Below are 26,691 nucleotides of genomic sequence, written 5' to 3'. Positions count from 1 at the left end.
AATCTTGAGCGATCGATGAATTATCGATTATAAAACAGTTCTGCTATTCCATGTGATCCCATCAATCACCGTCAGATGATCCTGGTTCTTAGGCCGCTTTGAGCCAATCACACGCTTCGCTACCGGAACATGATGCATCAGACCAATCTGCTTTGATGGATCTTGCGGCAACTCCACCTCCCAAAAACCTTGCCCTGATGGATACTTGCTACTCGTCATGCACGGCGAACCCGCATTCAAAAACGCTAACTCTCCCGTACAATCCGTGTTTGCGGCCACCCCTTTATGTGATGCCTGCCAATACCATGGCTGATGAATATGTCCATGCATATACAACACCCGCGCCGGACAATCATTCAACATCTTCCGCAACTGATGCGCTTCCGCCAGATTATGCGCCCAGCTATTTGGTATCCCCGGCGGCGATGACGCTGGATAATGACACAACAACACCAACGCATCTTCCTTCGACAACTGACCCAACTGCATCTCAAACGCGCTGAACTGCTTCTTCTTCAAAGCACCACGCGACATCAAAATCTGTGGTATCGCCGAATCCAACCCAATCAAATGCCACCTGTCCGTCAACCGTCTGTAATACGGAAACGTATCCGGCATAATCCCCTCTAATATCTTCTCCATCCGAAGCTTCCGCTGCGCACGAAACGTATACCGATCATGATTCCCAGGCACCACCACCGTTGGGATCTCTTTAGACAACGGTTTCAAAAACTTCGCGATATCTGAAAACTCACTTTCCAACGATGTCGTTGTCACATCACCCGAACACAGCACCATCTCCGGCTTGATCTCGCGGATCTTATCCATGAGTGGATGAAGCAACCCATGATTAAACCGAAATCGCCTGTTCAGCAACAGATTGGTATGCCCCATCACCCGACGACTAAACCACTGTCGCGGCCTAAGCTGCAAGTTATACAAATGAATGTCACCAATCAAAGCGATTCGCAAGTGATCTACCTTTCGTCATACCCAACACTTCATAAAGTCACTCATTCTAAGTGATCCTTCACTCGAATGACAGCAATGCCACATCATTATCGGATCACAATAACCCTTCACACCACCTTATATAACATCGCTCACACGACTCTCCCTATTAACTCCAAATCTTAATCCCGCCCAAACTCCAACAATTTTTATTCATCCAACCATTGATTTGACCTGTTTAACGACATTATGATCCTTTTATCGCCCTAAATAACATCGGAGGTTGGCCATGAAACGCAACCATATCAACCTTATATTAGACATAACACTCGGCCTAATCTTATATATTATCCTGCTCACCGGCCTCATCATGTACTACATTCTCCCCCCAGGTAGCCGCTCATCTACCGTCTGGGGCTGGACACGCCACGACCTAGGCTCCCTTCACTTCTACCTCGGCATCGCCGCCATCGCCATCATCCTCATCCACCTCGCTCTCCATTGGCAATGGGTTCACACACTCATCTCAAACCTCCTCGGTCGTAAGCACGGCCAAAAGATCGGACGCGCCAAATATGCCTCAGGCGTCATCGTTCTCTTTGTCTTCACCACCCTGACCATCGCCGTGCTTATCTTTGCCGCAAATGCAAAAATCAGCAGCCGCAAACACGCTACCTCCAGTCAACAAGCAAAAATACAACAAATCGATAATCGATCCCAACCACCAAACCAACAACAGCAACTCCGCTTGCGAAGTCAATAACTGTCGCTAGCTATCCGTTGATTAGTCGACTATGATCCGCAACTCTCTTCCGACACCTGCGTCCGCGCCTCATCAGGCACCGCAGCATCAACACCCACCCCTACTCCATCCACCGCATAAAACTCATCCAGCACTCCCTGCCAGGCATCCAACCCCTTTACCTTAATAAACGCAGCCTTGATTTGCTCACCTTCCGGATGATGACGCGAAAACCGGATTCCAAACTTACGCATCATCCGCGCCGCTTGTTGCTCCCCATACAACTGCATCGACAACTCAAAATGCTCAAGCAAAACATCACGTTGCTCATAAATCCTCGGCGCATCTCCCCCTTGTTTATCACCTACCCCTTGGCCCCCACCCTTTTTACGCTGCGCCATCGCGCGTGCCTGCTCAAAAATCCACGGGTTCCCAATACAACCTCTCGCCACCGACACCACATCCACGCCCGTTTGCTCGATCATCGCAAAAATATCGCTCGTCTGCCAAATATCTCCCGACCCGCCAATCATAAATTTTTGGTGCTTCGTCGCCGCATGACGTACATGCTCATGACCATACTCATCCACAATCTTCCGCAGCGATTCCCACGTCGATGGCCCGATATACTTCTGTTCAACCGTCCGCCCATGCACCGTCACCCCACTATACCCAAGCTCAATCGCCGCCTGAAAAATCTTGTGAAATCCATCTAATGCCTCATTAGAATCATCAAACGCACGTCTCATCTTTACCGTCAGCGGCCGGCTCCCCTCCACAGCATCCGCTACCGCTTTTAAAATCTCAATCGCCTCATCAGGCACCGACAGCAAATGCCCCCCTCTGCTCTTCCGCTTGATCTTCTTCTGCGGGCACGCAATATTCACATCAATCACATCATAACCCAGCCCATCCAGAATCTTCGCACCCGCCGCGATCTCATCCGCATGCGAACCCATCAACTGCCCGCAAATCGGATGGTCATCCTCTCGCAATTCCGCCACCTCCAAACCCTTCCCACCGTTAATCAAAAAGTGATCCAGCATCGCCTCCGTAATACAGTACGGGCAGCCATGCTTCCGTGCCACCATGCGCATCGCATAATCCGAATACCCCGCCAGCCCCGCCTGATAGAACGGCAACTCCGCCGCCCAACTCAGCGGCCCATCACTCGGTAATCTCAATTCATTCATCTTCTAAACTTATCTTCCTTGCTTCACAACCCACACAACTTCTACCATTAGCCGCCGCGACACTTCGCGGCGCTTCCCCAATGCCGATCACCCACCATCTTCCGACTTCCGTGAGCCGCAGATAACTTCCGGGGGCCGGGGGGAGCAAAACGTTTGCCCAATCGCCCACATTCCGTCATTATACACATTATGAAGACCACTTTACCCATCCTGCTCCTACTGATCCTCACCGCCTTCTTCTCCGTCGGCTGCGCCTCCATGGCCACCACACCTCAGCAGCGCCAAGAACTCGCCGCGATCCCTTACCCCGCAGACGCCCAATACGCCCCAAACCCCGACATCGTCGCACAGCGTGAAGGCCATAACCTCCGCCTCATCAACCGCACGCCATGGGAATATACCGACATCCAACTCTGGATCAACCAGCAGTACGTCAAGCGCATCGACACAATCAAGATCGGCACCAACAACCTCTACAGCCTCGAAACCTGCATCAATGAATTCGAGCAACCCTTCCCCACCGGCACATTCCTCAAGCCCGAACGAAGTTTCCCTGTCGTCCTCACCGAACTCTACGACCCAATCTCCGAAAAACGTTACCGCCTCAACTCCCCCCCCGTCCGCGACGACCCCGGCCTCTTCTGGTAAACGGAAAAGTGCCTTAATTCATAAGGCTAAGCTACTCTGCTAATGTGCAATTTTGATTCTTCGGTTAATCAGGTGTGCACACATTCCATCCTGCAATTCCTCAATAATTCAAACATCAATATATGCATATGCTTGCGATAAACACCGGCAAATAAGTCAACATGTGTAGTAAGCACAATATGGAGTTCACGAAATTTATCTCAACACATATCACTTATCGCCACACATCTATACACTTCTGTATGTGTGTACGATCTATATAAAATTCCAATAATATGTCACTATGAGTACTCAACAAATTAATATAGTCTATCACACATAATCTTTCACTATTTGGCATTTGCTTTATCCGCAACAGATACCAATCATTCCCAGTCAAATTTGCACCTGAGGCTAGCAAAATATTATTCATAACTACACATTCGGTAACTCCTTCACACAAACTATCCTCACCGTACACAAGCAACAATTCATTAATTGAATATTTAATTATTGACGGCAAGAAATACCGAAATGCCTCTGGTAATAGCAATGTAACATTATCACCATTTTGTCGCCAGAAATCTCGTGCAATATCGTCTCTAGAATGGTGCATCAGATGCTGTTCAAATTCTCTTTCACTTCTACTATACGGTTGACTTATGACTTCTGCCGCAAGCTTAATACCGGGGAAAACCGAATCAAAACTATCCCGAACCTGTAAATACCTATTCATTCACAACCTTTATTATATCCTAGATAATACATTCACGTTATTTCGGACACATTACACACGCACAATTATTCGCATAAAACTCTCTAACACAATTACGAAGACCAGTAAGATGATCTGCAGTTTGCTTTCTATGTCCATAATCCCCACCCCGCCAACACCTATTTTCACGTTGAAGGCGTAAAGTTATCATTGCACGACGTAAAGCAATTAATACAGTAAGCTCTGCACATGACATATTCGGTTTACATCTCCTTGCTTTTGGTTTCAATGCATCGATTGCTTTATTAAAAGCATCTAACAAAGATGGGCGACATGTAGGGCCAAACTCTTTATTCATTTTCTTAGCCCAATCAATCGCCGTGAGTGTTGTTACAGTCACAGTTGCAACCCCCGCTGCCGCAAGAACTCCATCCATACCCATTTCACACAATAGTGCAATGCTCTTTGGCTGATGAACACTAGTTAGTGTGAGACCTGACGGGTCAACATATCTCAACGGATTTGATTTCACATATTGATACAAATTCAAGCCATCTTTATACTCACCCATCGCAACATTTTGGGTTGAAATATCTCTTTGCATAAACCGCGCAAGCTTGGGATTGTACATCGCCATTGCATCGGTAGAACATACAAACATGACGATAAAAGCGATTAATACAGACAGAAGTGGTTTTGGATGTAACATCATTTGCCCCGTGATAAATCTACAAACAGTAACAATTTCTATTAAACATTATTTTTTCTTGACTATCAAGATCAAAATGACTTTACACATAAATGTGCGCAAACATGCTGCCCCTGAGATAAACCGCCACTTACCCCCATTTCGCTCCGTTTCACGCAAATAAACGGCTTAAATCGCCCAAAAATTGACAAAAACCTACTTCTGACTTCAACTCTACCGATGTATACACTCTGTGGTGCACCTGCATCGCAGCCCCGCACGGGCCTTTTTGACCGCCCATGCCATCACAACTATCAGATATATTGGGAGTTACATCAGTGGAACCAAGCGTACTCTGGAAGCGTTACAAAAAGCACCTCACCAAATGCCCAGGCCTCGGCATCAACCTCGATATCTCTCGCATGAACTTTGAAGACAGCTTCTTCCGTTCCATGCAGCCACAAATCGACAAAGCCTTCGAAGCCATGGACGCACTCGAATCCGGCGCCATCGCCAACCCCGATGAAGGCCGCATGGTCGGACACTACTGGCTACGTAATGCAGACATCGCGCCAAACGCCGAAATCAAAAACGAAATCAACGACACATTCGCCGACGTCATGAATTTCGTTTCTAAAGTCCATAAAAAAGAAATCATCCCGCCCAACGCCGCACGTTACACCGACGTCCTCTCCATCGGCATCGGCGGCTCAGCGCTCGGCCCGCAACTCATCTCCGACGCGCTCGGCACGCATCGCGATAAACTCAAACTCCACTTTATGGACAACACCGATATCGACGGCATGCACCGCGTGATCAAATCACTTGGCGCTCGTCTCAAATCAACACTCGTGCTCGTCATCTCAAAATCAGGCGGCACACCCGAGCCACGTAACAGCATGCTCGAAGCCAGAGCCGCATTCGAACGCGCCGGCCTTGATTTCGCCAAGCAAGCCGTTGCAATCACCGGCAAAGATTCGCACCTCGACAAAATCGCAGTCAAAGAAAACTGGATCAAGCGTTTCCCCATGTGGGACTGGGTCGGCGGACGCACCTCCGTCATGGCAACCGTTGGTCTCGTGCCTTGCGGCCTCCAAGGCATTGATATGAAATCGCTGCTCGACGGTGCTGCGAAGATGGACGAGTTGACTCGCGTCAAGGACGTGAAGAAAAACCCAGCCGCAAAGCTCGCACTCATGTGGTACTACGCCACAGGCGGCAAAGGTGAAAAAGACATGGTCGTATTGCCCTACAAAGACCGTTTACTTTTACTCTCTCGCTACTTGCAGCAATTGATCATGGAATCACTCGGCAAGAAATTTGATATCGACGGCAACGTCGTCAATCAGGGCATCGCCGTCTACGGCAACAAAGGTTCAACCGACCAGCACGCATTCGTACAACAACTCCGCGAAGGTGTGAACAACTTCTTCGCGACGTTTATTGTCGTATTGCAGGACACAGCAAGACCCGGCCGCGATCCGGAAGTTGATGTCGATCCAGATGTTACATCCGGTGATTACCTCAACGGTTTTTGGCAAGGTACACGTACGGCATTGTATGAAGAAGGCCGCGAATCGATGACCATCACGTGCGATAAGATGGATGCGAAAACACTCGGCGCATTGATCGCCTTATATGAACGCGCAACAGGCTATTACGGTACATTGACAAATATTAATGCGTACCATCAGCCGGGCGTTGAAGCCGGCAAGAAAGCGGCAGCAACAGTTCTTGAACTACAAAATGAGATTATCAGCTTCCTGCAATCCAATAAGGGCAACACATTTAATATTGACGAGTTAGCTGCTGGTATGGGTAAGGAAGATGCCGTTGAATCGATCTTCCATATTGTTGAACATATTGCGGCAAACAAACGTTTGGTGAAAAAAGCTCGCAGCCAATACAGCGCACTCTAAGCCAATCTGGAAATCAATCGGAACGTCAGTTGAACGTTTAAATTGCAAATGAGTCGCAGCAGAAATGCGGATTTGTGCGCATCATTCGGATCGCAAAACATGCTGATTCTCGCATGTTTTGATCACAGATCTGTCAACATATGTAATCGTAAGATGTTACGAAGCACGCTTGTAAAAGCGTGCTTTTTTACGTTTAGAGCAAGATTTAGCTAATTTTGAAAATATACGCACCAAGAATGTAAAAGAATTTAAGAGTTAGCGCGATAAACGGCCAACTTTGGCCAGTGAGATTCAGAATTTGCGCGCTGCAACCATCATATTTGTGCGCGCATATGAAGAGATCTACTTCCTCGGTATCGCAATGAACGATTCATTGTCAAACACCCTGCCACCGGCGGTGGCAGGGTTGAAGAAGTGGATGTGAGCTCACGTATCAAGATCGTTAGTAAGCAAAAAACCCCAGCCTTCGCTGGCTGAGGTTTTGCATTGTTACTTGACGTAAACTTAATTGTTATTGTTTTACTTGCTGCTCTACTTTTATCGTTGCTGCTTCGTCAAGAAGTTCTTGCGGAATTTTCTGGTCGGTGATCACCACAACAACGGGATTATTAAGGTATTTTTGAGCAATCTCACGCAGTTTGTCAGCATTCATGCTGGTGACATCCTCCATGAAGCGTTTCGCGCCGGGGTCGTTGACACCGTAAAGATCATCAAGCGCGGCCTCTGTTGCGAGTGAACCATTGCTCTGCTTAGACATAAACTCATCGGTAAGCACTTTTTGTATAGCACGGTCAATGTCGGCCTTGGGGAAATCGCCTTGTTTTGCACGATTAACGACGGACATCGTGCGACGAATGGCTTCAGGTGCTTGCTGCGCGGAAGTATTAAAAAGGATGGTCATGTAACCGGGGACAAGGCCAGTGACGTTGCCTGCGCCGACGGCGTAGACGAGACCGGGCCCTTTGCCGCGAAGCTGTTGTTCAAGCCAACCGGAGGGGAAGTCACTCATCACGCGGCTCAGGACTTGAAGTGCTGCGTAGTCAGGGTTATCTCGAGTGATGCCTGGGCCGAAACCGATTTGCACGGCGGCGAGTGGTTTTTGAGTAGCAAACTGCTTAACTTCTGCTTGCGGGGTTTGAGGTGTTTTAGGCTCAAAAGCGATCGCCGAATCTGCGGGCAGATCACTGAACAGCTTTTCAATCTCAGCTTTGATTTCTTCTGGTCTCACGTCGCCAACCACCGCTAACACTGTATTAGACGCGCCGAGATGATTGATGTGATATTGTTTGAGTTTATCGGAATTGAGTTGCTCGACAACATCCTTTCGGCCGAGAGTCGAGTATGCCCAAGGGTAATCACCAAAATAGGTTTTACGGAAGCTTTCACGGAGTTCACCAGACCATGAGTTGGTTTCGCCATCAATCGCGGCGAGCAGACGTGGCTGGAGCTTGAGCCATTCTTCTTCGGGGAAGGTTGGGTTTAAGACAACGTCGGCGAGGATGGACATGACCTGCTTCCAATCCTCTTTGAGTGCGGAGGAGGTGATATAAGAGGTATTGCGGCCGGAAGCTGCACCAATGCCTGCGCCAAGATTCTCGATCGTATTTGAAAGCTCAAGAGAGGTCATGGAAGTCGTGCCGCGGGTGAGCATCATCGCGGCGGCGTTTGCGATTCCTTCTTCGCCTTGTTTTTCAGCAAGGAGGCCGCCTTTCCAGTACATGTTCATAGAGACGGCTGGTACGACGGTTGATCGCTGGACAATGACGCGTAGACCGTTGTCCAGTGTGTAGTGAACAGGCTTATCAACTTCGATGGGGTTTACGTCATTGCTCGCTTTAGCAAAGTTCGCGATCATTTCATTAATCACGCTGCTGTTATCAAGGTCAACCGGCTCAAATTCGATGCCTGCAAGTTTTTCGTCTTTAACCTCATCACGTGCAAGATCGTTGGGAGCTTCACCCTTTTGTGGCTCGAGAGTCACGAGGATGAGGCGGTTATCGTTGAGGAAACGCTGCGCTGCGTTCTGAATATCTGACTGTGTGAGAGACTGGATTTTGGTTGCGTATTTTTGAAGGTAATCGGGATCACCAGAGCCGATGGTGTCGCTAGCGATGGTGGAGGCGATGCCTTGGGCGGTTTGATTGGACTGCAAAACACTCGACAAAACAAGTCGTTTTGCACGTGCGAGTTCTTCATCCGTGACAGGTTGATCACGGAGAAGGGTGATCTGATCGAGGATCGCTTGTTTAATTTGATCGTGAGCTATCTCTTCGGACGCTATTTCAGCGTCAACACCAAAGAAGCCTTTTCCCCATGGGAAGGATGCGTTGTAAGCGGAGATGGAGGTGACGAGTTTGTCTTGGTCGCGGATGGTTTGGACGAGACGTGACGATTCACCTTGACCAAGGATTTTGGCGAGGAGATCAAGTTCATAATCACCGGGCTCGGTGAGCTGTGTGCCAGGCCACATGAGCCGAATTTGTGTGCGTTGAATATCTGCGTAGCCCGTTGAAGATTTGGGGCCGGTGATTTCTTGTTCGATTGGGAGTTTGATTTCGGGGAGTTGGCCGGTGGGCTGATCTCTCCAGAGGTTGGTGATTTGCTCAACAACTTTATCTTTATCAATGTCACCGACGACAACAAAGACCATGTTGTTCGGAACGTACATGCGTTTGTAGAAGTCGTAGATTTCATCACGTGAGATTTTGAGAAATTCATCGATGTAACCGATGGTTGGATGCTTGGCGGGGTGGTGCTCGTAGCGAACTTTTTGCGAGAGCTTCCACATGATGCGGCTGGGTTCACCTTTGCCCATGTCGAACTCGCGTTGAATGACGTCACGTTCACGTGCGTATTCTTCGTCTGTAATGGAGCTATTCTGCATCCAGTCAGAAAGTAGATCGATTGCTGTTTCTGTGTGTTGATTTGTTGTGTTGATGTAGTAGCGGACAGTGTCGAGGCTGGTGGCGGCGTTGGTTTGAGCGCCCATTGAACCGAGGATTGCGGAGGATTCGGACTCGGGACGTGTGGCAGTTGTGCCGCCTGAGAGGAGGTGTTCGAGGAAGTGTGAGAGGCCTGCCCCGACGTGCTCTTGTTCATAGACGGAGCCGGTCTTGATCCAAGTTTGGACTGAGATAACGGGAGCGGTGGGAACTTCCTGCGCGATGACGATCATGCGATTAGGGAGTTCGACGATGAGACGATCTTGACGGTTTTGCAGTACGCGCAAGCCATTGTCCTTTTCAAGCGGATGAGCTGAAGTTGATTTGGTTTTGTTGGAAGCTGAGGCGGGTTTGTCGATGGGATCTGTGGCTGCGGTGCAGCTGATAAGAGAGTATGCGGTCAGCACGATGAGTAAGATTGAAGTGCTTAGTCTGATGGTCATGCTTAACAATCCTTTCGTTGGCGGATGCGGCAGCTGTCTTGAGCGTATCACTCTGAGTATGAACTGGCTACCGGCTTAGGATATTTCTCCGGGTTTATTGTGGAGAATAAGAGAGAGGAACAGCAACTGAACCGTGGTTTGGAAAGCTATGGTTCGTGTTCTCCTTGGGGGTATTTATCGGCCAAAGGGGGAGTTGGGCTTGTCGAAATCTTAGTTGATCGGGAATTGCGGATGGCTGATTGTTTATATCGATGTTGTGGTTGCAGAAAAAGTGGATGGGCGTAAAATATTTGCCTGTCCTGCAGGGCGTTTGCTAGGATGCGGTCTCGTGGCTGCTGAATGCTGCAAGCACTTTATTGTCAGGATGTTGCCACCCTAGCTCAGTTGGTAGAGCAATGCTTTCGTAAAGCATAGGTCGTCGGTTCGAATCCGATGGGTGGCTTTTAATCTTACCCACTATTTCGGACGCTAACTCCTTACAATCCATATCTTTAGCGTCAATCTCACAGTCAATATTTACATTTTCGTTTGTTAGGACTTTGTCCGTGTTTTTCCATGCTCTCGCGCAAGCACGGCGCAAGCATTTTCGACCGGATCGAAGATATAAGCAGGATCGGATGATTCATCACCCGATCCGTTCCCGCAATTTTCTTCACCTGCATACACTCTTGACCCTGCCATATCTCGGATCGGCAAACCATCCGCAGCTTCACGCATCGCTTGCTGATTGGTATGTGTATATACACCCATCGTTAGCTTGGGGTCACTATGCCGCATGAGTTTTTGAGTGACCTTGAGATTTGTTCCCGACATGCTGTGCAATGTGACCGACTGGTGACGAAGTGAATGGAAGTCTATCCTCGCCTTCCGTCTCAAGCCCTGCTGCCTCGACATCAGCTCGAAGCATTTTGGCCATGTTGTACTTGCTTGGGAGGTTGAATGCTGCATCGCTTGGCGGCTTGCCTTCGAATAGCTCCGCTAGGCACAAAGCCAAATCTTTGCTATATGGTTGCTTCGCCTCATTGCGGTTCTTCGCATCCTTACCTTCCAATCATACAGATGGCTTTTTTGATGATAGATCAAAATTTCGGACAAATAACGAACGCATCTCATTCGCTCTGAATGCTGACTCAACTGCGAAGCGATACAGTATCGCACGTTCAAAGCCACTAATCTTGTAGCTTTTCTTAGTTGTCATTGTGAAACTTAGCAGCTTATCAAGCTACTCGATGCTGAAAACATGACGTTTTCTGCGAATATCACCGTTCAATGATGCGGCTTGCACATGTTCAACTGGTAACTGTGATAGCCGCCCCTCCTACACTGCCCACTTGCAGAACTGCTTGAACGCTTGCAGGTAGCCGTTGATTGTGCGTGGCGCTTTGCCTGCTTTACGCTGATCGTTCATGAACCGCTGCACATCGCTATAGCAAATTGAATATGCGCTGCACACGCTCACGCATTTCATCCGTAATGGAAGCGTAAATGGCATTTTCCACGCTTGCCGCGAAAAGGCGGTAGTCTGTTTTTGAACTGTAAGTTGATGCAGAAAATGCGGATATGAAAAAAGCCACCCATCGGAATCGAACCGACAACCTGCGGTTTACAAAACCGCTGCTCTGCCAATTGAGCTAGGGTGGCACCGAGGCTTATCGCCTTGGAGAGAGGTATTTTAGCGAAAAATGTGACTATGGCAAGCCAGACTACTTCACTGTGATATTCACAAACATTCTGGAAATAATAATCGAAATAATCAGCTGTGAAGAAGATATTTACAGTCAGAATAGCCACTTATTACCTGCATTCGACTGTGCTAAATCGTGTAAGAAACACCAAATACTCTCGTAAATACAAACTTAACGCGATAGCACTATACACATATAAAAAAGCAAGACCGGCAAAAGCCGGCCTTGCAGAGTTGCTATTTAGAGCTGATTTAGAAGTTCATCTTATAACCAGCGGAGAGACCAAAGATGTTGCCATCAGCACCGAGATCTCCGTTGAACTTGGCGAACAGAGCACTATCGTTGTCCATAAGGAGCGAAACGCCACCGTCAAATACGATTGCATCGCGATTCACGCTTTCCTGCTGGAACGCAAACGTGCTGTTATCGTTTGCGAATGTCGCTTCGATTTCTTCGAGATCACCCCAGTGGTGAGCCCAACCAATTGAGAATTCAGGCATGTATGGGATGCCGTTGTATTCTGCAACCTGCGAGATTGTCACACCGAGCTGTGTACGGAAGAAGGTATTGGTGTACTCATCAACATCAAGGTTGAAGGTACCTGCACCATCTTCTTTGAAACCATCTTGGCTGTAGTAGGTGTAGTTTGCCCAAACATTTGGAGCAATCGTGAATGAATCAATCTCGAACTCGTAGCCAGCACTGACATAGAGTGACATGTCGTATGACTCGTAGGATGCATCAGTATCACGGCTAGCAAACTTGATGCTTCGCTCGGTGTCAATCCAGTTCATGCCGACAGATGCAATCGTATCGATGTAGATGTTCTCGTTGACATAGCCGGTGGCATAGACACCGGTACGGGCAGTTGTGATATCACTTGTGCCGCGATCATATGTGAAATCAAGTGAAGTTTGGCTAACTGAGCCAAGGACACCGACTGACATTTTATCGTTGAGTGCAAAATCGACACCACCAATGATGCCACCAGTCGTAGCCTCGTATCCTGATCGGTCATCTGTGTCGCTCTGATTAGAGAACAAACCATAGATGTTAGCCCAAGCGTTGTAGCCTTTTTCATCAAACGTAGGTTGTGGCTTCTCTTCTTGCTTGGTTGGAGCGAGATTCGTGGAGCTATTGATGAATTTACGATAATCGATATCTTCAATTGCTTGCGGCGTCGCTTCTTCAATATTGCTGCGGATGCTAAGCATACGGTCACTAACGTAGTTGTTGTTGGACATTACGTTGTCATAGATACTGCTTAGGCTAACAAGGTGAACTTCGGTGGAAAGCTGACGTGCAGCTTCCTCGAATTCGTTAAGTGACATTGATGTTACAAGTGCAAGATCGTTTAGCTCATCAGCCGTCAGACCACCCTTATAAGCGTAGTCATCAACTGCGATTGCTAGCGAGCGAGCATTATCATTTCTAACAATATCACTAAAGTCAGCTGCACGGCTTGCTTTGATCTTGTAGGAATTAGCATCGTAGTCTGGACCAGACGTAACTTTATCAAAGTTGTAGAACACATAGTTTTCTACAAGCTCCGCGCCTTGGTCGTCTAGTGTATTTGTTGCGTTCAAGACGTCGAAGATTTGGCCCTTGGCAATGTTATCATTGAGCTTGATGACGTTAATCGTAGCAGTTGCGTCCAATGTGATGTTAGTCGCATTGATTTGATCATAGTTCACATCACCGAGTTCAAGGTTCAGAGTTGAACCTGCACCAAGATTGTAATCACCTGCAATATTCACAACACCTGGGCTATTGCCTGGATTATGAGTACTACCAGTAACGCTAAGGTTGCCTGAGATATCACCCGTACCCGCTAGCACAGCATTGTTGATATTGACGTTACCGATCACACCGCCACCATTAATGGTTGTACTACCATTGTTGATGGTGACGTCGCCAGTAAATGTACCGGTGATATCGAGGTTACCGTTGCCATTCTTAGTGAGATTGATGTTATCGTCCGCACCAGCACTATCCGTCATATTGCCTGCGAGCACGAGGGTCGTGTTGTCAGCAATATCGAATGTCTGAGCCACATTCATACCGTTAATGTCTTGGTCAGCAGTGAATGTAATTGTCTCACCACCACCAAAGTTAACGGTGTTGCCAGTAGATAGTGCGAGTTGCGTATCTATTGAGCGTGGTCCGCCAGCTGTCGTGACGCTTGAATTATTACCAAGCGTTAGTGTCTTACCAGAGGTGAGGACATTATCAGCTGAAAGAATTAGTGTACTGTTATCGCCGATTCCAACATCGCCTGCCGTTGCAGCAAAGAGATTAATCGTCGCGTTATTTGCAGTCGTGTCACCGCCAAGACCTGCACCACGTACCTCCATCGTGCCGCCATTGACAATGACATCGCCGATGTACTGATCAGTGCTATCTAGGACAAGTGTACCTGTACCGGTTTGCGTGAGTTGACCGTTAGTATCAACAAGGCTGCCGGAGAGTACGAAACGCGTTTCGAGAATGTTAAGGGTACGGTTGGTGTTACCGAATGTCGAAGAACCTTGAATTTCAAGAGTACCCGTACCAGCAATCGTGCTGTCACCAGCGACGATGAGGTTGTCGATAATGATATTTGAAACACCATCGACATGTGATACAGCGAAGCCGTTGTTGGCATCAAGTGTGATGTTTCCAACATGACTAGAGGCGGTTTTCAGCAAAATACCGTCTCCACCAACAGGAACCGTGATCGTAATAAGGTTGGATTCATTGATCACAACACCGTCATTAACAGTAATCGTGCCAGCATATGTCGCATTGGTCGTGATACGGCTCACGCCGGTACCTTCTAATGTGAGGTCTCCACCGAGTAGTTTGTTGTTGAAGACAATCTCGTTACCGTTAGCAAAATTATTGGTAATCGTGCTGCCTGTGCCGCCGATATTCAAATCCGCATTAAGCGTCAGTGAGCCATCACCAGAGATGTTAGCGTTGCCGCCATCTGCCAAAGTGATCACATTATTGATCGAACGGGCGCCGCTTGTTGCGAGTGTCGTATTATTAGCCATAACCAGTGCACCGGTACCGAGTGCGGTATCGTTGCCCAGAGTCAGTGTGCCGAGATTTAAGTTGGTTTGGCCGGAGTATGTGTTCGCACCAGACAATGTCAGGTTGCCCACGCTCGTTTTGGTAAGGCTACCTGTACCGCTAAAGATACCTGAGAGTTCCGCACTGGTTGCATTGTCAATGGTAAGATCAGCAGCCAAAGCAACGTTGTTGGCGATTTGGCGATCACCTGCAAAGCTCATTGTGGCATTGCCATTAACTGTAAAGAGACCTGAACCGAATGCGAGGTTGTGACCCGCAGTAATGGTACCTGCCGACAGATTAACACCGCCAGAGAACTCGTTGTAACCATTTAGAATCAGATTGCCTGCACCCGTTTTTGTTATAGATTTTGCGGAACCAAAATCACTAACTTCACCATCAAAAACAATGGTGTTGCTCGCGATCGAGAAGGTTTTATTACCAAAAAGTTCAATGTCATTTTTGATGGTACCAACACCATCTGAATCAAGATTGATCACGCCAGCGTTATCAATGTCGATTTGGTTTTCAAGAATGACGTTGTTATTGATGATCAGCTTCGCAGTATTGTCTTCAAACGAGATTAAACTGTCGCCGAAAGCAGTATGTGTGGCTGCAACGACAACAGCACCTGAGTTCAAGGCGGTGTAGCCGCTATATGTGTTGTTGCCAGTAATGGTCTGCTTAGCGACGCCATCACCGATAAAATCGATGCGGCCATCATCACCGGAGATAATGCCGGAGAAGGTCGCATCACTGCTGGAATCAATGGTGGTTGTTGATGAATCCTTGATTTCAAGGCCACCTGCACCACTGAGATTCCTAACCATCAGATCACCCTCATTGACAAGAGTCGCACCACCTAAGATCTGCGTTACGCCATATTCTGCTGAACTCGATGAATTGATCATTTTGCCCGCTAGAATATTAGTATTGCTTACAACGATTGATGAACCGGAAGTTTCAAGATCGCCAGCACCACTCTTTGTGAGCGTACGACCTGGAGCATCCTCATCAATATCACCAGAAAGTACAACCTTATTGACGCCAACATTGATCAGCTTATCACCATTGAATGTCACATCGCTGGAGAGCGTACTGGTGCCTTCACTAAGAACATTGACGGTATTGACCGCATCAATGTTTAGATCGTTGTCAATAGTAATATTGTTGCCAAGAATCAGGTTTGCTGTATTGCTGTTGATTGTCAGTGCACCAGTACCAATCGCATTATTGTGCTGAAGGGTCAATGTGCCGTTATCAAGCGTTGTTCCACCTGTGTAGGTACTGTCACCTTGAAGAATCAAGTTACCTGCACCATCTTTAATGATTGCACGTGCGTTGCCAGCCTCTTCGCTGATGACACCTGACAGAACAATGTTATTGCTAACAATGTTCATCGTCTTGTCGCCACCAGTGAGTTGCGTATCACCAGACAGCGTACCCGTGCCATCACTATTGAGGTTGATCGTGTCAACACCAGCTTCAATCTCGAAGTCGTTACCGATGTTGATACCATCCGCCACGTTCAGTTCAGCATAGTATGGATTAAGTGTGGCTGGGTTCGTCCCTGGCTGGAAAACAAATGTGCCGCTACCCAAAGCGTTATTATTTTGAACAACCAGAATACCGCGGTTGAGCTGTGTACCACCTGAGTATGAGTTGTTGCCAGAAAGGACCAATGTACCATCACCATCTTTTGCGATGATACGAGCAAACTGATCTTCAGAAATATCACCGGAAAGCTTGATGACATTCTGTTGAATTTCAATCGATTTTTCAGAGTTCAACTGAATATTGCTAGTGAGTTCACTATTGCCGAATGAATTAATCGTGACCCGGTTAACTGGATTCCAGTTGAGTTGGTTCGAGATCACAACACCATCATGCAACTCAAGAACAGCATCTTCTTTATAGAAGGTTAATGCGCCGGTACCGATTGCGCTATCGTTAGTGAGCTCAAGAATACCCTCAGCTAGAGTTGTTCCACCTGAGTAGGTGTTTTGCCCTGAGAGGATCAATCGGCCATTACCATTACGGAAAACAAGTTGGCCTTTTGTCAGGCTACCTGCACCCGTAATAACACCTGTGAACTCTGTTGTTGTAGCCGGATTACCTGGTGCACTTTGGTTTTCAATGACCACATTGACGTTAGAGCCGCCATCAATAATGAAGTTGTTTGCAACAGTCAGTGCATCAACCGTTGATAGTGCCGCACTACCGGTGACATGCAACTCGTTTGTTTCTTGGCCAAGTGCATTGTTGTGAGCTAGCGTCAGCGTACCTGCCTGAAGTATGGTATCAGCATCAAAGATATTATTGCCTGCAAGGATCAAATCACCTGCACCGGTCTTGATAAGCTCACGACGAGTCAAGTCATTGTCAATAACACCAGAGAGTGTGATATGACTATAGGCGTCACTAACATTAAAGGTCTTATTGCCGTTGAGCAGAAGATCTGAAGTCATCTCGGCTGAGATGTGGCTCGCGACATTATTCGGGCGATAACCGTCTAAATTAATCGTACTGACACTTGCGATGTCCATCACATTCGTAATCTGAACGCCATTACCCATCTGTAGAACAGCTGAGTTGCTGTTGAAGTCGATGTCACCAGTACCAAGAGAACCATTATTACCTGCAATGATCATACCGCCGTTCAGATCAGTATCACCAGCGTATGAATTCGCATCATATAAATGAAGAGTACCATCACCCTGCTTAATAATTCCTTGAGCACCTTGGAAAGCATCACCACTTACGCGGAATGAACCACCACTGGATACGGTGAGCGCGCGACCATTGGTGTCAATTTGGCCACCACTATAATCCACAGCACCACTGACAGTCAGCCCTAAAATACCGTTGGCCTGAAGGAGAGCGGTATTGTTAGTGCCCGTGATTGTCTTACGATTCGAAGATTCATTGACAATACTTGCAGTATTAAGTGTTGTGCCTGCATTGATATTGACGGCGATGGTTGCAAGCCCACCTTCGTACTTCACACTGCGAACAGTTGAGTCCGTATCAACATTGATGACATACGAGTTATCAGCATTGAATACTGCCGTGTCAATTGTGCCCGGTGCGGTGTCGCCACCCCAGTTGGTCGCTGTGGACCATGCCATGTCTCCGCCCTCATCATCCCAATCGACATCAGCGCCAAACGCTGAGCCTCCCATGCACATCCATGCGCTGAGTAGTACGCTCGTACTTAGGGTTAACCTGCGGCGAGTCTTCGTAATTACAGTCATACCTCATACTCCGTAGTTTTATTAGACGGGTGTGATTGCCCAGAATGATCGTTAAATAAATGCGACTTAATAGAAATAAATAATTTATTCGACTTATATTTCTAATGCCCCATAAGAAGTGCAGTATAACGGCTGATAAGTGATTGTCGCAATAACGAGAGGTTTATTTTTCCATCTTGCGAAAATTCAAACTTAAGTTACTGTAAATAATGCGCTTACAAATCGTTCATTCAATGACAAACGCTTGCTTTATCCCCAAATGATTTACGTAATTTAACCTACATTCCAGATCTTGACCCGATAATTATTTGCTATTATGTCATTAATGCTACTTAAGTCATGCTACTTGAGTGCATAACCTACCCAGCGATCACAATATCTATCCAAGTCCTGACAAATTCAGGCGAATTGCACTCAAAGTATGCTTCTCAAGATATGAGCATGATAAAAACAAGGCCCACAAAAAGATTGCGTCCTGCCTCATTCCTATGAGAAATACACCACGTGCCCACCTCAAGTGCAAGCATATAGCCCGTTACCCAAACCCAACGCATCGGCAGCAATGCAAAAATCCTAAGATGCTGTTTACTTTCGCTCTTACACTCACACATCCTGCGTCATTCTTACGTAACCAAAACAGCAATGACACCTTGCCCCCCGATTAGATCTGATATCACTTTTCCGAAAGAATCTAATCCTTCATCCCACTGCGTGAGATCCCCTCAATAATTGATTTCTGGAAGACAAGAAATGCAATCAAAGCAGGCACAGTGGCGATAGTGCCTGCAGCTAATGTGAGCCCGTATTCGCTGTAGTAGCTTGACTGGAAAGTAGCAATCCCCACAGGCAGCGTCAGTCGATCAGATGAGTCAAGAAACACCAACGGCCCCAAGAAATCATTCCAGCTGCCTAAGAAAATAAATATCGCCAACGTGGCAAGCGCTGGTTTTGAGAGCGGCAAAGCAATATGAAAAAACATCGCCATCCGTGAACATCCATCCAATGCCGCCGCCTCCTCTAAATCTTTTGGTATGCCTTTAAAAAATTGATAAAGCAGAAAAACACCAAAAGCATTTGATGCGGGTGGAATGACAATCGCCAACATCGTATCCAACCAACCAAGCTGATTGAGAACCAAATAAGTCGGGATCAACTGAACTTGAGCTGGAACCATCATCGTGATAACGAAAATACCAAGCATGATTTTTGCAAACGGCAGATTCAAGCGAGCCAAACCATAAGCCGCAAGTGCGTCAACACTCAGCACAATCAATGTCGTAGTTGAAGCATACAAGAAACTATTGATTGTCCATACGCCAATCGGAATCTCCTCTGGATTCGCGAAAAGCTGCCAGTAATTGCTTAATGACCAACTCTCAGGCCAAAATGAAGTGAAATGCAATATTTCACTTTCTGACTTAAACGACGTCACAAAGATCAACAGTACTGGCAGAAAAAAACAAATCGCCAATAGTAACACGCCCAATTCAATCACTCTACGCATTTTCATATCAACGTTCTCGCATCACTAAATACTGCGTCAAGGAAACGATAGCAATCACAACAAATAGCATCATGCTCATCGCCGCACCATAACCGATGCGATACTGAACAAACGCTGTCTCATAGATATGCTGCATAAGTACACGCGTCGAATTACTTGGCCCGCCACGCGTTACAATAAATGTCTGTCCGAAAATTTGAAACGACCCGATCAACTGAGTAATCACGACAAAGATCATAGATGGCTTAAGCAACGGTATTGTGACCGCCAAAAACCGTCTGTATCCGTTCGCGCCATCAATCATCGCTGCTTCATAATACTGCGTAGGAATCTGCTTCAACCCCGCCAGTAGAATGATAGTCGGTGCACCAATCCCCCACCAGAGTGTCAGCAACACAATCGATAACATGGCCCAACCCGGCTCCCCTGTCCACGGCACTTGAAGTCCAATCGACTTTAAATATCCATTAAACACCCCAAAATCTGTATTCAACATCCACCGCCAAAGTATGCCGACAACCGTGATATTAACCATCATCGGCAGCACAAATAGACTTCGGTAAAACGCTTGACGCTTTTTAAGTGCCTGTAAGCCCATCGCAATCGTCAATGACAGCAGCACCGTCAATGGAACGCAAAACACCACAAATAAGCTTGTCGCTTTTAATGCAAACCAAAAATATGGATCGTTAAACGCCCTTGCAAACTGTTCAAAACCGATAAAGCTTGGTCCCTCAGAAGATAACATCTCCCAACGCACAAAACCCAACCCTAAACCAATGATCAAAGGCAACACAACAAAGGGTAAAAACACACACATGTACGGCAAGACGAATAAATAACCTGTGATATGTTTTTTCATGAGGCACCATTTCTTTTCATATCATGATTCCGCTCAATAACATCATTAATCCGATCCGTCGCACGATCCAAAGCTTCCTGGGGACTCATCTCACCCCGCAAAGCCCTTTCAATTGCCAGATCAAACTCACCCAAAAACTCAAACAAATAAGGCACGCGTGGAAAATACTCGACATTCTCAATCTGACGAGCAAATTCACCCTGCGCAATCATTGACTTAAATCCTTCACTCTCACGCACTGATCGTCTTGCAGGCACCTGCCCTGCCTTCGCCCATGTCAAACTTTCATCAGATATGTACTCAATAAACGACCATGCTGCATCAAGCTTTTCATCCGGAATATCCGCACTAATGACCAAACTATGTGAGTTCGCCCAAGTCGCCGGACGCTCACCAAACTGCGGTATACTCGCGACTTTTACCTCAAAATCCTCTGATTTCATAAAATCATGCATCATCCACGGCCCCTCAAAAACAATGCCTACATTGCCCTGGCGAAAGCCCGTATAGGGATCGAGATTTTGTGGCCTAGGTATCAATTCATCCTCATAAATCAAATCAACGATATATTTCAGAGCTCGAACATTCTCAGCACTGTTTAAAGTACACACTGAAAAATCTTCATTAAACATGCGTCCATTAAACTGCTGCATGATCGTATACATGTTGATTCGCGCCCATGTAATAACAAATGCCCTACCCCCAATATTTGTTATCTTTTTTATTGCTTCTAAAAACTCTAAGCCCGTTTCCGGCGCTTTAGCAGTTCCATTCTCATCGACAACACCCGCCTTCTCAAACATCGTTGCGTTGTAATACATCCCCATCGGATGAATATCCAACGGGATCGCATAAACGCTGTCCTCAAAAGTGACTGCTTCAAATATATTTGGATCAAAATCCTGCTTACTGATCCCACTCTCCGCAATCAAATCATCTAGCGGCCGTACAAGCCCTGCCTGCACAAAACGAGGCAATAAATCTGAGTGGACAATAAATACTTCTGGCGACCTGCCACCAAGCCCAGCAACAAAAACTTTACTATAAAACGTATTGAATTCCAGCCGCTGCATACTGGCATGTACCTCGGGATGCGATTCATTAAAAGCTCGAACCATCCCTAATGCATGCTTCCCATCTGGTCCAGCAAACATATTCCACCACCGAATCTGTACCTTGCCTCCACCCATGGAATTACCACCAATCCGTGCTAGTAATACAACCACAAACAGGCAAACAACAGCGATCAGTAAAACACGCTTTGACCATATCAAAAGATTACTCATTATCTATGGCCTCACTTTTTATACGTCCATGAAATGAAAAAAAGCCATTCTTCTTGAAATCTTGATACATAACTAATACTTCAGCTTCGTTGTTTTTTTTTGTACGACCCACAACGCCAACTCCCGGCTTATAAATACTACCGGCCTCACTATTCAAACGATACGATTTACTCCATGTCCGTCCCCGATCAGCACTCAATATGTATTTCAAGCTCATTCTCATTTTATGAGGAGGTGTTCCAGATCTATTTGCCTTCGATTCATCTTCATCCGTCGCGAAAACGCAGATAACGCCATCCTCACCGATGCGCGTAATCCATGGCGATATCGCCAAATGGTTTTTTACCTTCGTTCGATAAACAACCTCACGGTTTTTTCGCCAATTCCATGAAGCGCCGCCGTTATACGATCGCGTCGCATTAATAACATTCGCATGCGGCCGATTAGGATCAACCGATTCAAAAACGACCAGCACCTCGCCATTTTCCCATGACACAGCACTAGGCATGCCATCTCTTGAAAGTTCTTTTTTGTTAGAGGCACGTCCAACGATCCGTGGCCTCCCCCATGTCTTCTTTGAACGATTCAGTTTCTTCATCGTCACCCACTGGTGACGTTTAAATCCTATTCGATTTGGCCATTCCTCGTCATCGTATAAACAAAAAACATTACCCTTGGTATCTTCATATAAGAAGCTCGCCCATAAACCTGCCTGCACCTGGCTATCCCCAATATTCGATTCCGCTACTATTGAATGATCGCTCCAGGTTCTGCCCTCATCCCGACTCGCAGAAACAGCAATACGATACGATCGCTCATGCTGATACACACCTCGGTACAAATTGTATCGATAAGAAAACAGTAAGACGCCGTCCTGCAATTCAATAAGATGCCCATCACCAAGATCGACATCCTTGTCCGCAGTTTTGATGACTGATTGCTCACGCCAATCGCGTCCATCATTATCACTCAACCAACAAACAATCACATGCTCATCATCTCGCCTGACCGTTTCCGTAGTCAAAAGTCGTCCATTTTCCAGAACAACAAACCCCTTTGCACTGGGGGCACTCTTGTAACTATCTTCCCATCGAATCGACATGTTATCTACAGCAAGTCCGTACAAAAGTATATTAGTAGTAAAGAACAAAAAAGCTAAACACCAAACTATCCTTAAAACATAGATGCACATATATGCTTGCAATCGTTTATTAAAAGAATAACTGATGTGTTCTCTATACATATGGTTTAACTCTTTAAGTCTTTAAACACGGGTCTTGCTATACACGATGATAATGAGCATTAATTTCTCACACGTAGTGTATCACTTTACAAAAGACTAACCATACCTATGTTACAGAACTCTATTGCGCAAATACCAAATGCGCTTATTGAAATAAATAAAGTTTCCAATTCACTATCACACCTTACCAGTTAGCTTAACTTCATAAATAATAACCATCTACACTATTTTTTAAATACATCTTTAAATCTATCGCGTAAATATCGACTGAATGATTTTTGTTTTTATTGCAAATACACTCTTGTACTTTGCACTATTTGAATTATGATTCATTGCAGATAACACACTTTCGATTCAATTCTTAATTGTCTGAGGTGCCATCATGCCACTTATCTGCGAACCAAAACACGAAGATATTCCAAGCATTGAAACTTACAACATCGGTGAAAATACATACGAACAGCTTGTTGGCAGCGAACAAATACCTGCTCTTCGAAACAACAATATTATTTTCACGGGTACATCAATTGCGTCTGATGAATTTTCATTTGTTCGATTAAAACCCGACCTAAGTCAAATACTAATTACCGTAAAAGGCCAAGGTGAAGTTTATACTGAAGATGGTTGGCAACCATTACCCGAAGGTCACGCATACATCACCCCACGTGATATCATGCACGCTTACCGAGGTGTTTCACGAAAAATGTGGACCGTTTGCTGGGTAACCTATCATGACCCCAAAGACATCGTCCCAACTGTCTCTCTCGATATCCCCACAATAACACAAGCGAACCCCAAAACGCTTTATGCTGCAATCACTGGCTTAAACGAGGAATATCGTTCTAAAGCTGACCCGCACAAGCTAGAGATTTGGAGTAATCTCGTACATGATTACGTCTCGACTATTCTAGAATCGTGGCGCATACCAGATCGGCTTTGGTATATCTGGGATCACGTGAATCGTAATTTAAACAAAAAATGGTGTATTCAATCCCTAGCTAAATATGGCCATATCTCACCAGAATACCTCCGCGTACTCTGCCGCAAACACCATAATACTAGCCCCATGAATTACGTTGCATATTTACGCATGCAGCACGCCGCAAACCTCCTCAAACGAACTAATCTTAAGCTCGAAGCAATCGCCATTACGATTGGCTACGACAACGCATTTTCATTCTCACGCGCTTTCAAGCGAATTATGGGCTACTCACCAATGGCTTACAGGTCCTTATAAACTATAGTATTAAATAGGAATGATCAGCCTGTTTAGTAACAATCCATAACCTATACCATTAATAAAACAACCATAAACAGTAGCCGCAATTTTCTTGCGGCTTTTTTCATATTCAAAACGCTGAAACACATACTCAGATCAATACACACTTTTTTTATTTTTCACATTTATACACAAACGATATCACCGCTCTTCTCTCCTTTTCTAACACACCTCTGCACATGTGATCACAGCTATGCTACAAACGATATGCGCAATGAAATTCTCGTATTTTTCAGTATTTTATTGAATTTCAATATTATCAAGATCAGTAGCATTGAAAGGTCATTTAAATACCCTAGCATTACCCTGACCGTTGATTTTTAACAGTAAATTGCGGGCCTGCTGGATGACGATTTGTAAACAATACTCTTACCGCATCCACATCAAAATATTTACGTCAAATCTGGCTAGCGCAATGTGAAAGAGGATGTGATGAACGAACCAAGTAATAATATCAATGCTGAAATGATTTACCCGCGTCCACAACTAAAACGCGAAAACGCATGGCAATTACTTGACGGACTTTGGGACTTTACTGTAAATCTAAGTAACTCCGATTCACACGATAAGATTACGTATGATCAACGTATCTGCGTTCCCTTTGCTCCTGAAACAGAACTTAGTGGTGTCACCGTACCTGATCGTTTTATGTCATGTTGGTACCGCCGTAAATTCGAATGGAATACGAAAAACAACAGCAAGTCGATTCTTCATTTCGAGGCTGTCGATCAAACTGCTGAAGTTTGGGTCAACAATCAATACGCCGGCAAAATTGGCGGGCCTGTACGCTCATCTCTTGATATTACGCAGCATCTCAATCAGCGTGAACAAGAGGTCGTCGTACACGTCATTGACGACCCCTCTGATATGACTCAATCACGCGGCAAGCAAGATTGGCGTGAACAAACACACATCATTTGGTATCCACGCACGACAGGCATTTGGCAATCCGTTTGGATTGAAGATGTACCTGAAACCAGTATTGAAAAAGTTCGCTTCGACCCGCGCGTCACCTCATGGAATATCGGCCTAGACATAATGCTCTCAGGAAACGATGAGCGACGCGCCCCATGGAACGGTTGGCTCGAAGTTACCTTAACCCACAACGACAAACTTCTAGCATCTGATCGCTATCAAGTTTGCAGCAAGCTCATCCAACGTCGTATCACAATAGATGATCCCGGCGTCATCGATGAACGAGCCGAACTTACATGGTCACCAGAACACCCAAATCTGATAGACATCGATATCAAGCTTGTTGATGACTCAGGCAATACTATTGACCAAATAAAAAGCTACACTGCTATGCGTGCGATCGGTTCCCTTGATGGACGCCTCACACTCAATGGCATGCCATACTTCAGCAGAATGGTTCTTGCGCAAGGCTATTGGCAGGAAAGTGGCCTCACCGCTCCCGACGACAATGCCCTGCGTAAAGAGGTCGAACTCACCAAAGCCATGGGTTTCAACGGCGTACGTCTACATGAAAAAGTAGAATCAGAACGCTACCTATATTGGGCTGACCGATTAGGCCTCATGGTATGGGGGGAACTTGGAAGCAACTACGCATTCGTTCCCGATGATTTCACCAAAATACAATCAATCTGGATCCGCCGCGTACAACGTGACTTCAACCATCCGTGTGTTGTCGCTTGGGTACCGGTCAATGAATCCTGGGGCTACCCAGCATTGCTCGAAGATCAACAACAAGTACATGCAATGCGTAGTCTCTATCATCTCACAAGAGCAATCGACCCAACCCGCCTTGTCATCGGCAACGATGGCTGGGAAATGTTTGATACCGACATCATCGCAGTGCACGACTACGAAGGCAATGCTGATATACTCAACCAACGTTACGATCTCTCACAACGTACTTGGCCAGAAATCTTCAAGCAAGAGCAACCCGGACACAGGCAGCTTCTGCTCGATGACCGTGTATACGAAAATCAACCTGTTGTCCTAAGCGAATTCGGCGGCGTCAAGCTATCCGATGAGGGCAACGATTCATGGGGTTACACAAACGCTTCCGATACAAAAGATTTCGCGCAGGCATATATGTTATTGCTGCGTTTCGCCAACAAGAAAGACCTCTTTGGGGGTTTCTGTTACACGCAACTAACCGACACATATCAAGAAGCCAACGGCCTCCTGAAAATGGACCGTACACCAAAAATCCCTATCGAGATGATCAATAAGATGACAACTGGAGCGAATATCCGCATCCAACATTATCTCGATGATCCTTCACCTTTGGAAGATGCGGTCTCAACCACATAACACGATCAATACTAAGCACAAAAA

At 46.2% G+C, this 26,691-nt stretch carries 15 protein-coding genes and 2 tRNA genes; 6 read left to right on the top strand and 11 right to left on the bottom strand.

The window, feature by feature from the left end; all coding sequences use genetic code 11:
• Positions 1 to 27: 27 nt before the first annotated feature.
• Positions 28 to 972, bottom strand: a complete 945-nt coding sequence (locus KS4_RS07100; RefSeq protein ID WP_145076499.1) for a metallophosphoesterase family protein — start codon at positions 970 to 972, stop codon at positions 28 to 30.
• Positions 973 to 1,240: 268 nt separating this feature from the next.
• Between KS4_RS07100 and KS4_RS07095 the strand changes: the two genes are divergently transcribed.
• Positions 1,241 to 1,714 (top strand): DUF4405 domain-containing protein, encoded by a 474-nt coding sequence (locus KS4_RS07095; protein WP_145076497.1) that lies wholly within the window; start codon positions 1,241 to 1,243, stop codon positions 1,712 to 1,714.
• A 29-nt stretch (positions 1,715 to 1,743) separates the two neighbouring features.
• On the opposite strand, the gene KS4_RS07090 is transcribed toward KS4_RS07095, so the two are convergent.
• Positions 1,744 to 2,886, bottom strand: coding sequence for a tRNA dihydrouridine synthase (locus KS4_RS07090; RefSeq protein WP_145076495.1), 1,143 nt, complete (start codon positions 2,884 to 2,886; stop codon positions 1,744 to 1,746).
• A gap of 189 nt (positions 2,887 to 3,075) precedes the next feature.
• On the opposite strand from KS4_RS07090, the gene KS4_RS07085 reads away from it, so the two are divergent.
• Complete coding sequence (locus KS4_RS07085; protein WP_145076493.1) at positions 3,076 to 3,534, top strand: hypothetical protein; 459 nt, start codon at positions 3,076 to 3,078, stop codon at positions 3,532 to 3,534.
• A 752-nt stretch (positions 3,535 to 4,286) separates the two neighbouring features.
• On the opposite strand, the gene KS4_RS07080 is transcribed toward KS4_RS07085, so the two are convergent.
• A complete protein-coding gene (locus tag KS4_RS07080) occupies positions 4,287 to 4,937 on the bottom strand; it encodes an RHS repeat-associated core domain-containing protein (protein WP_200761668.1) in 651 nt (216 codons plus the stop codon).
• Between the two features lie 317 nt (positions 4,938 to 5,254).
• Here KS4_RS07080 and KS4_RS07075 point away from each other — a divergent pair, with 317 nt between their 5' ends.
• A complete protein-coding gene (locus KS4_RS07075) occupies positions 5,255 to 6,835 on the top strand; it encodes a glucose-6-phosphate isomerase (protein ID WP_145076489.1) in 1,581 nt (526 codons plus the stop codon).
• 511 nt (positions 6,836 to 7,346) lie between these two features.
• Here the strand turns inward: KS4_RS07075 and KS4_RS07070 are convergent.
• Positions 7,347 to 10,220, bottom strand: a complete 2,874-nt coding sequence (locus tag KS4_RS07070; RefSeq protein ID WP_145076487.1) for a M16 family metallopeptidase — start codon at positions 10,218 to 10,220, stop codon at positions 7,347 to 7,349.
• Between the two features lie 369 nt (positions 10,221 to 10,589).
• Between KS4_RS07070 and KS4_RS07065 the strand changes: the two genes are divergently transcribed.
• Positions 10,590 to 10,662, top strand: a tRNA-Thr gene (locus KS4_RS07065).
• Between the two features lie 89 nt (positions 10,663 to 10,751).
• Here the strand turns inward: KS4_RS07065 and KS4_RS07060 are convergent.
• From KS4_RS07060 to KS4_RS07030, 7 genes are all read right to left on the bottom strand, one after another.
• The gene (locus KS4_RS07060) at positions 10,752 to 11,168 is read right to left on the bottom strand and encodes a tyrosine-type recombinase/integrase (protein ID WP_145076485.1); all 417 of its coding nucleotides are present in this window, start codon (positions 11,166 to 11,168) and stop codon (positions 10,752 to 10,754) included.
• A 620-nt stretch (positions 11,169 to 11,788) separates the two neighbouring features.
• Positions 11,789 to 11,861: transfer RNA gene (locus tag KS4_RS07055), tRNA-Thr, on the bottom strand.
• Between the two features lie 295 nt (positions 11,862 to 12,156).
• Positions 12,157 to 18,213, bottom strand: a complete 6,057-nt coding sequence (locus KS4_RS07050) for an autotransporter domain-containing protein (protein ID WP_145076483.1) — start codon at positions 18,211 to 18,213, stop codon at positions 12,157 to 12,159.
• A gap of 691 nt (positions 18,214 to 18,904) precedes the next feature.
• Positions 18,905 to 19,723, bottom strand: a complete 819-nt coding sequence (locus KS4_RS07045) for a carbohydrate ABC transporter permease (protein ID WP_145076481.1) — start codon at positions 19,721 to 19,723, stop codon at positions 18,905 to 18,907.
• A 1-nt stretch (position 19,724) separates the two neighbouring features.
• Positions 19,725 to 20,579, bottom strand: coding sequence for a carbohydrate ABC transporter permease (locus KS4_RS07040; RefSeq protein ID WP_145076479.1), 855 nt, complete (start codon positions 20,577 to 20,579; stop codon positions 19,725 to 19,727).
• Positions 20,576 to 21,865, bottom strand: coding sequence for an ABC transporter substrate-binding protein (locus KS4_RS07035; RefSeq protein WP_145076477.1), 1,290 nt, complete (start codon positions 21,863 to 21,865; stop codon positions 20,576 to 20,578). The genes KS4_RS07040 and KS4_RS07035 overlap by 4 nt, the downstream gene beginning before the upstream one ends.
• The gene (locus tag KS4_RS07030; RefSeq protein WP_145076474.1) at positions 21,858 to 22,889 is read right to left on the bottom strand and encodes a sialidase family protein; all 1,032 of its coding nucleotides are present in this window, start codon (positions 22,887 to 22,889) and stop codon (positions 21,858 to 21,860) included. The genes KS4_RS07035 and KS4_RS07030 overlap by 8 nt, the downstream gene beginning before the upstream one ends.
• Before the next feature lie 601 nt (positions 22,890 to 23,490).
• On the opposite strand from KS4_RS07030, the gene KS4_RS07025 reads away from it, so the two are divergent.
• Positions 23,491 to 24,345 carry an AraC family transcriptional regulator gene (locus tag KS4_RS07025; RefSeq protein ID WP_145076472.1) on the top strand — a complete coding sequence of 285 codons (855 nt, stop codon included), beginning with the start codon at positions 23,491 to 23,493 and terminating at the stop codon, positions 24,343 to 24,345.
• A 474-nt stretch (positions 24,346 to 24,819) separates the two neighbouring features.
• Entirely contained in the window at positions 24,820 to 26,667 is a 1,848-nt protein-coding gene (locus tag KS4_RS07020) for a glycoside hydrolase family 2 protein (RefSeq protein WP_145076470.1), read from the top strand.
• The last annotated feature ends 24 nt before the right edge of the window (positions 26,668 to 26,691 follow it).

Origin of the sequence: Poriferisphaera corsica (genome assembly GCF_007747445.1) — a bacterium.
GTDB lineage: Bacteria > Planctomycetota > Phycisphaerae > Phycisphaerales > Phycisphaeraceae > Poriferisphaera > Poriferisphaera corsica.
The sequence above is the reverse complement of the archived record's forward strand: the minus strand, read 5'-3'. Positions and strand labels throughout refer to the sequence as shown.

What these genes read in the sequence shown, in the direction of transcription:
- KS4_RS07020 (WP_145076470.1), top strand. Translation starts at nt 24,820, where the DNA reads ATGAACGAACCAAGTAATAATATCAATGCTGAAATGATTTACCCGCGT.
- KS4_RS07090 (WP_145076495.1), bottom strand. Translation starts at nt 2,886, where the DNA reads ATGAATGAATTGAGATTACCGAGTGATGGGCCGCTGAGTTGGGCGGCG.
- KS4_RS07025 (WP_145076472.1), top strand. Translation starts at nt 23,491, where the DNA reads ATGCCACTTATCTGCGAACCAAAACACGAAGATATTCCAAGCATTGAA.
- KS4_RS07035 (WP_145076477.1), bottom strand. Translation starts at nt 21,865, where the DNA reads ATGAGTAATCTTTTGATATGGTCAAAGCGTGTTTTACTGATCGCTGTT.
- KS4_RS07040 (WP_145076479.1), bottom strand. Translation starts at nt 20,579, where the DNA reads ATGAAAAAACATATCACAGGTTATTTATTCGTCTTGCCGTACATGTGT.
- KS4_RS07085 (WP_145076493.1), top strand. Translation starts at nt 3,076, where the DNA reads ATGAAGACCACTTTACCCATCCTGCTCCTACTGATCCTCACCGCCTTC.
- KS4_RS07045 (WP_145076481.1), bottom strand. Translation starts at nt 19,723, where the DNA reads ATGAAAATGCGTAGAGTGATTGAATTGGGCGTGTTACTATTGGCGATT.
- KS4_RS07060 (WP_145076485.1), bottom strand. Translation starts at nt 11,168, where the DNA reads ATGCAGCATTCAACCTCCCAAGCAAGTACAACATGGCCAAAATGCTTC.
- KS4_RS07050 (WP_145076483.1), bottom strand. Translation starts at nt 18,213, where the DNA reads ATGACTGTAATTACGAAGACTCGCCGCAGGTTAACCCTAAGTACGAGC.
- KS4_RS07080 (WP_200761668.1), bottom strand. Translation starts at nt 4,937, where the DNA reads ATGTTACATCCAAAACCACTTCTGTCTGTATTAATCGCTTTTATCGTC.
- KS4_RS07070 (WP_145076487.1), bottom strand. Translation starts at nt 10,220, where the DNA reads ATGACCATCAGACTAAGCACTTCAATCTTACTCATCGTGCTGACCGCA.
- KS4_RS07095 (WP_145076497.1), top strand. Translation starts at nt 1,241, where the DNA reads ATGAAACGCAACCATATCAACCTTATATTAGACATAACACTCGGCCTA.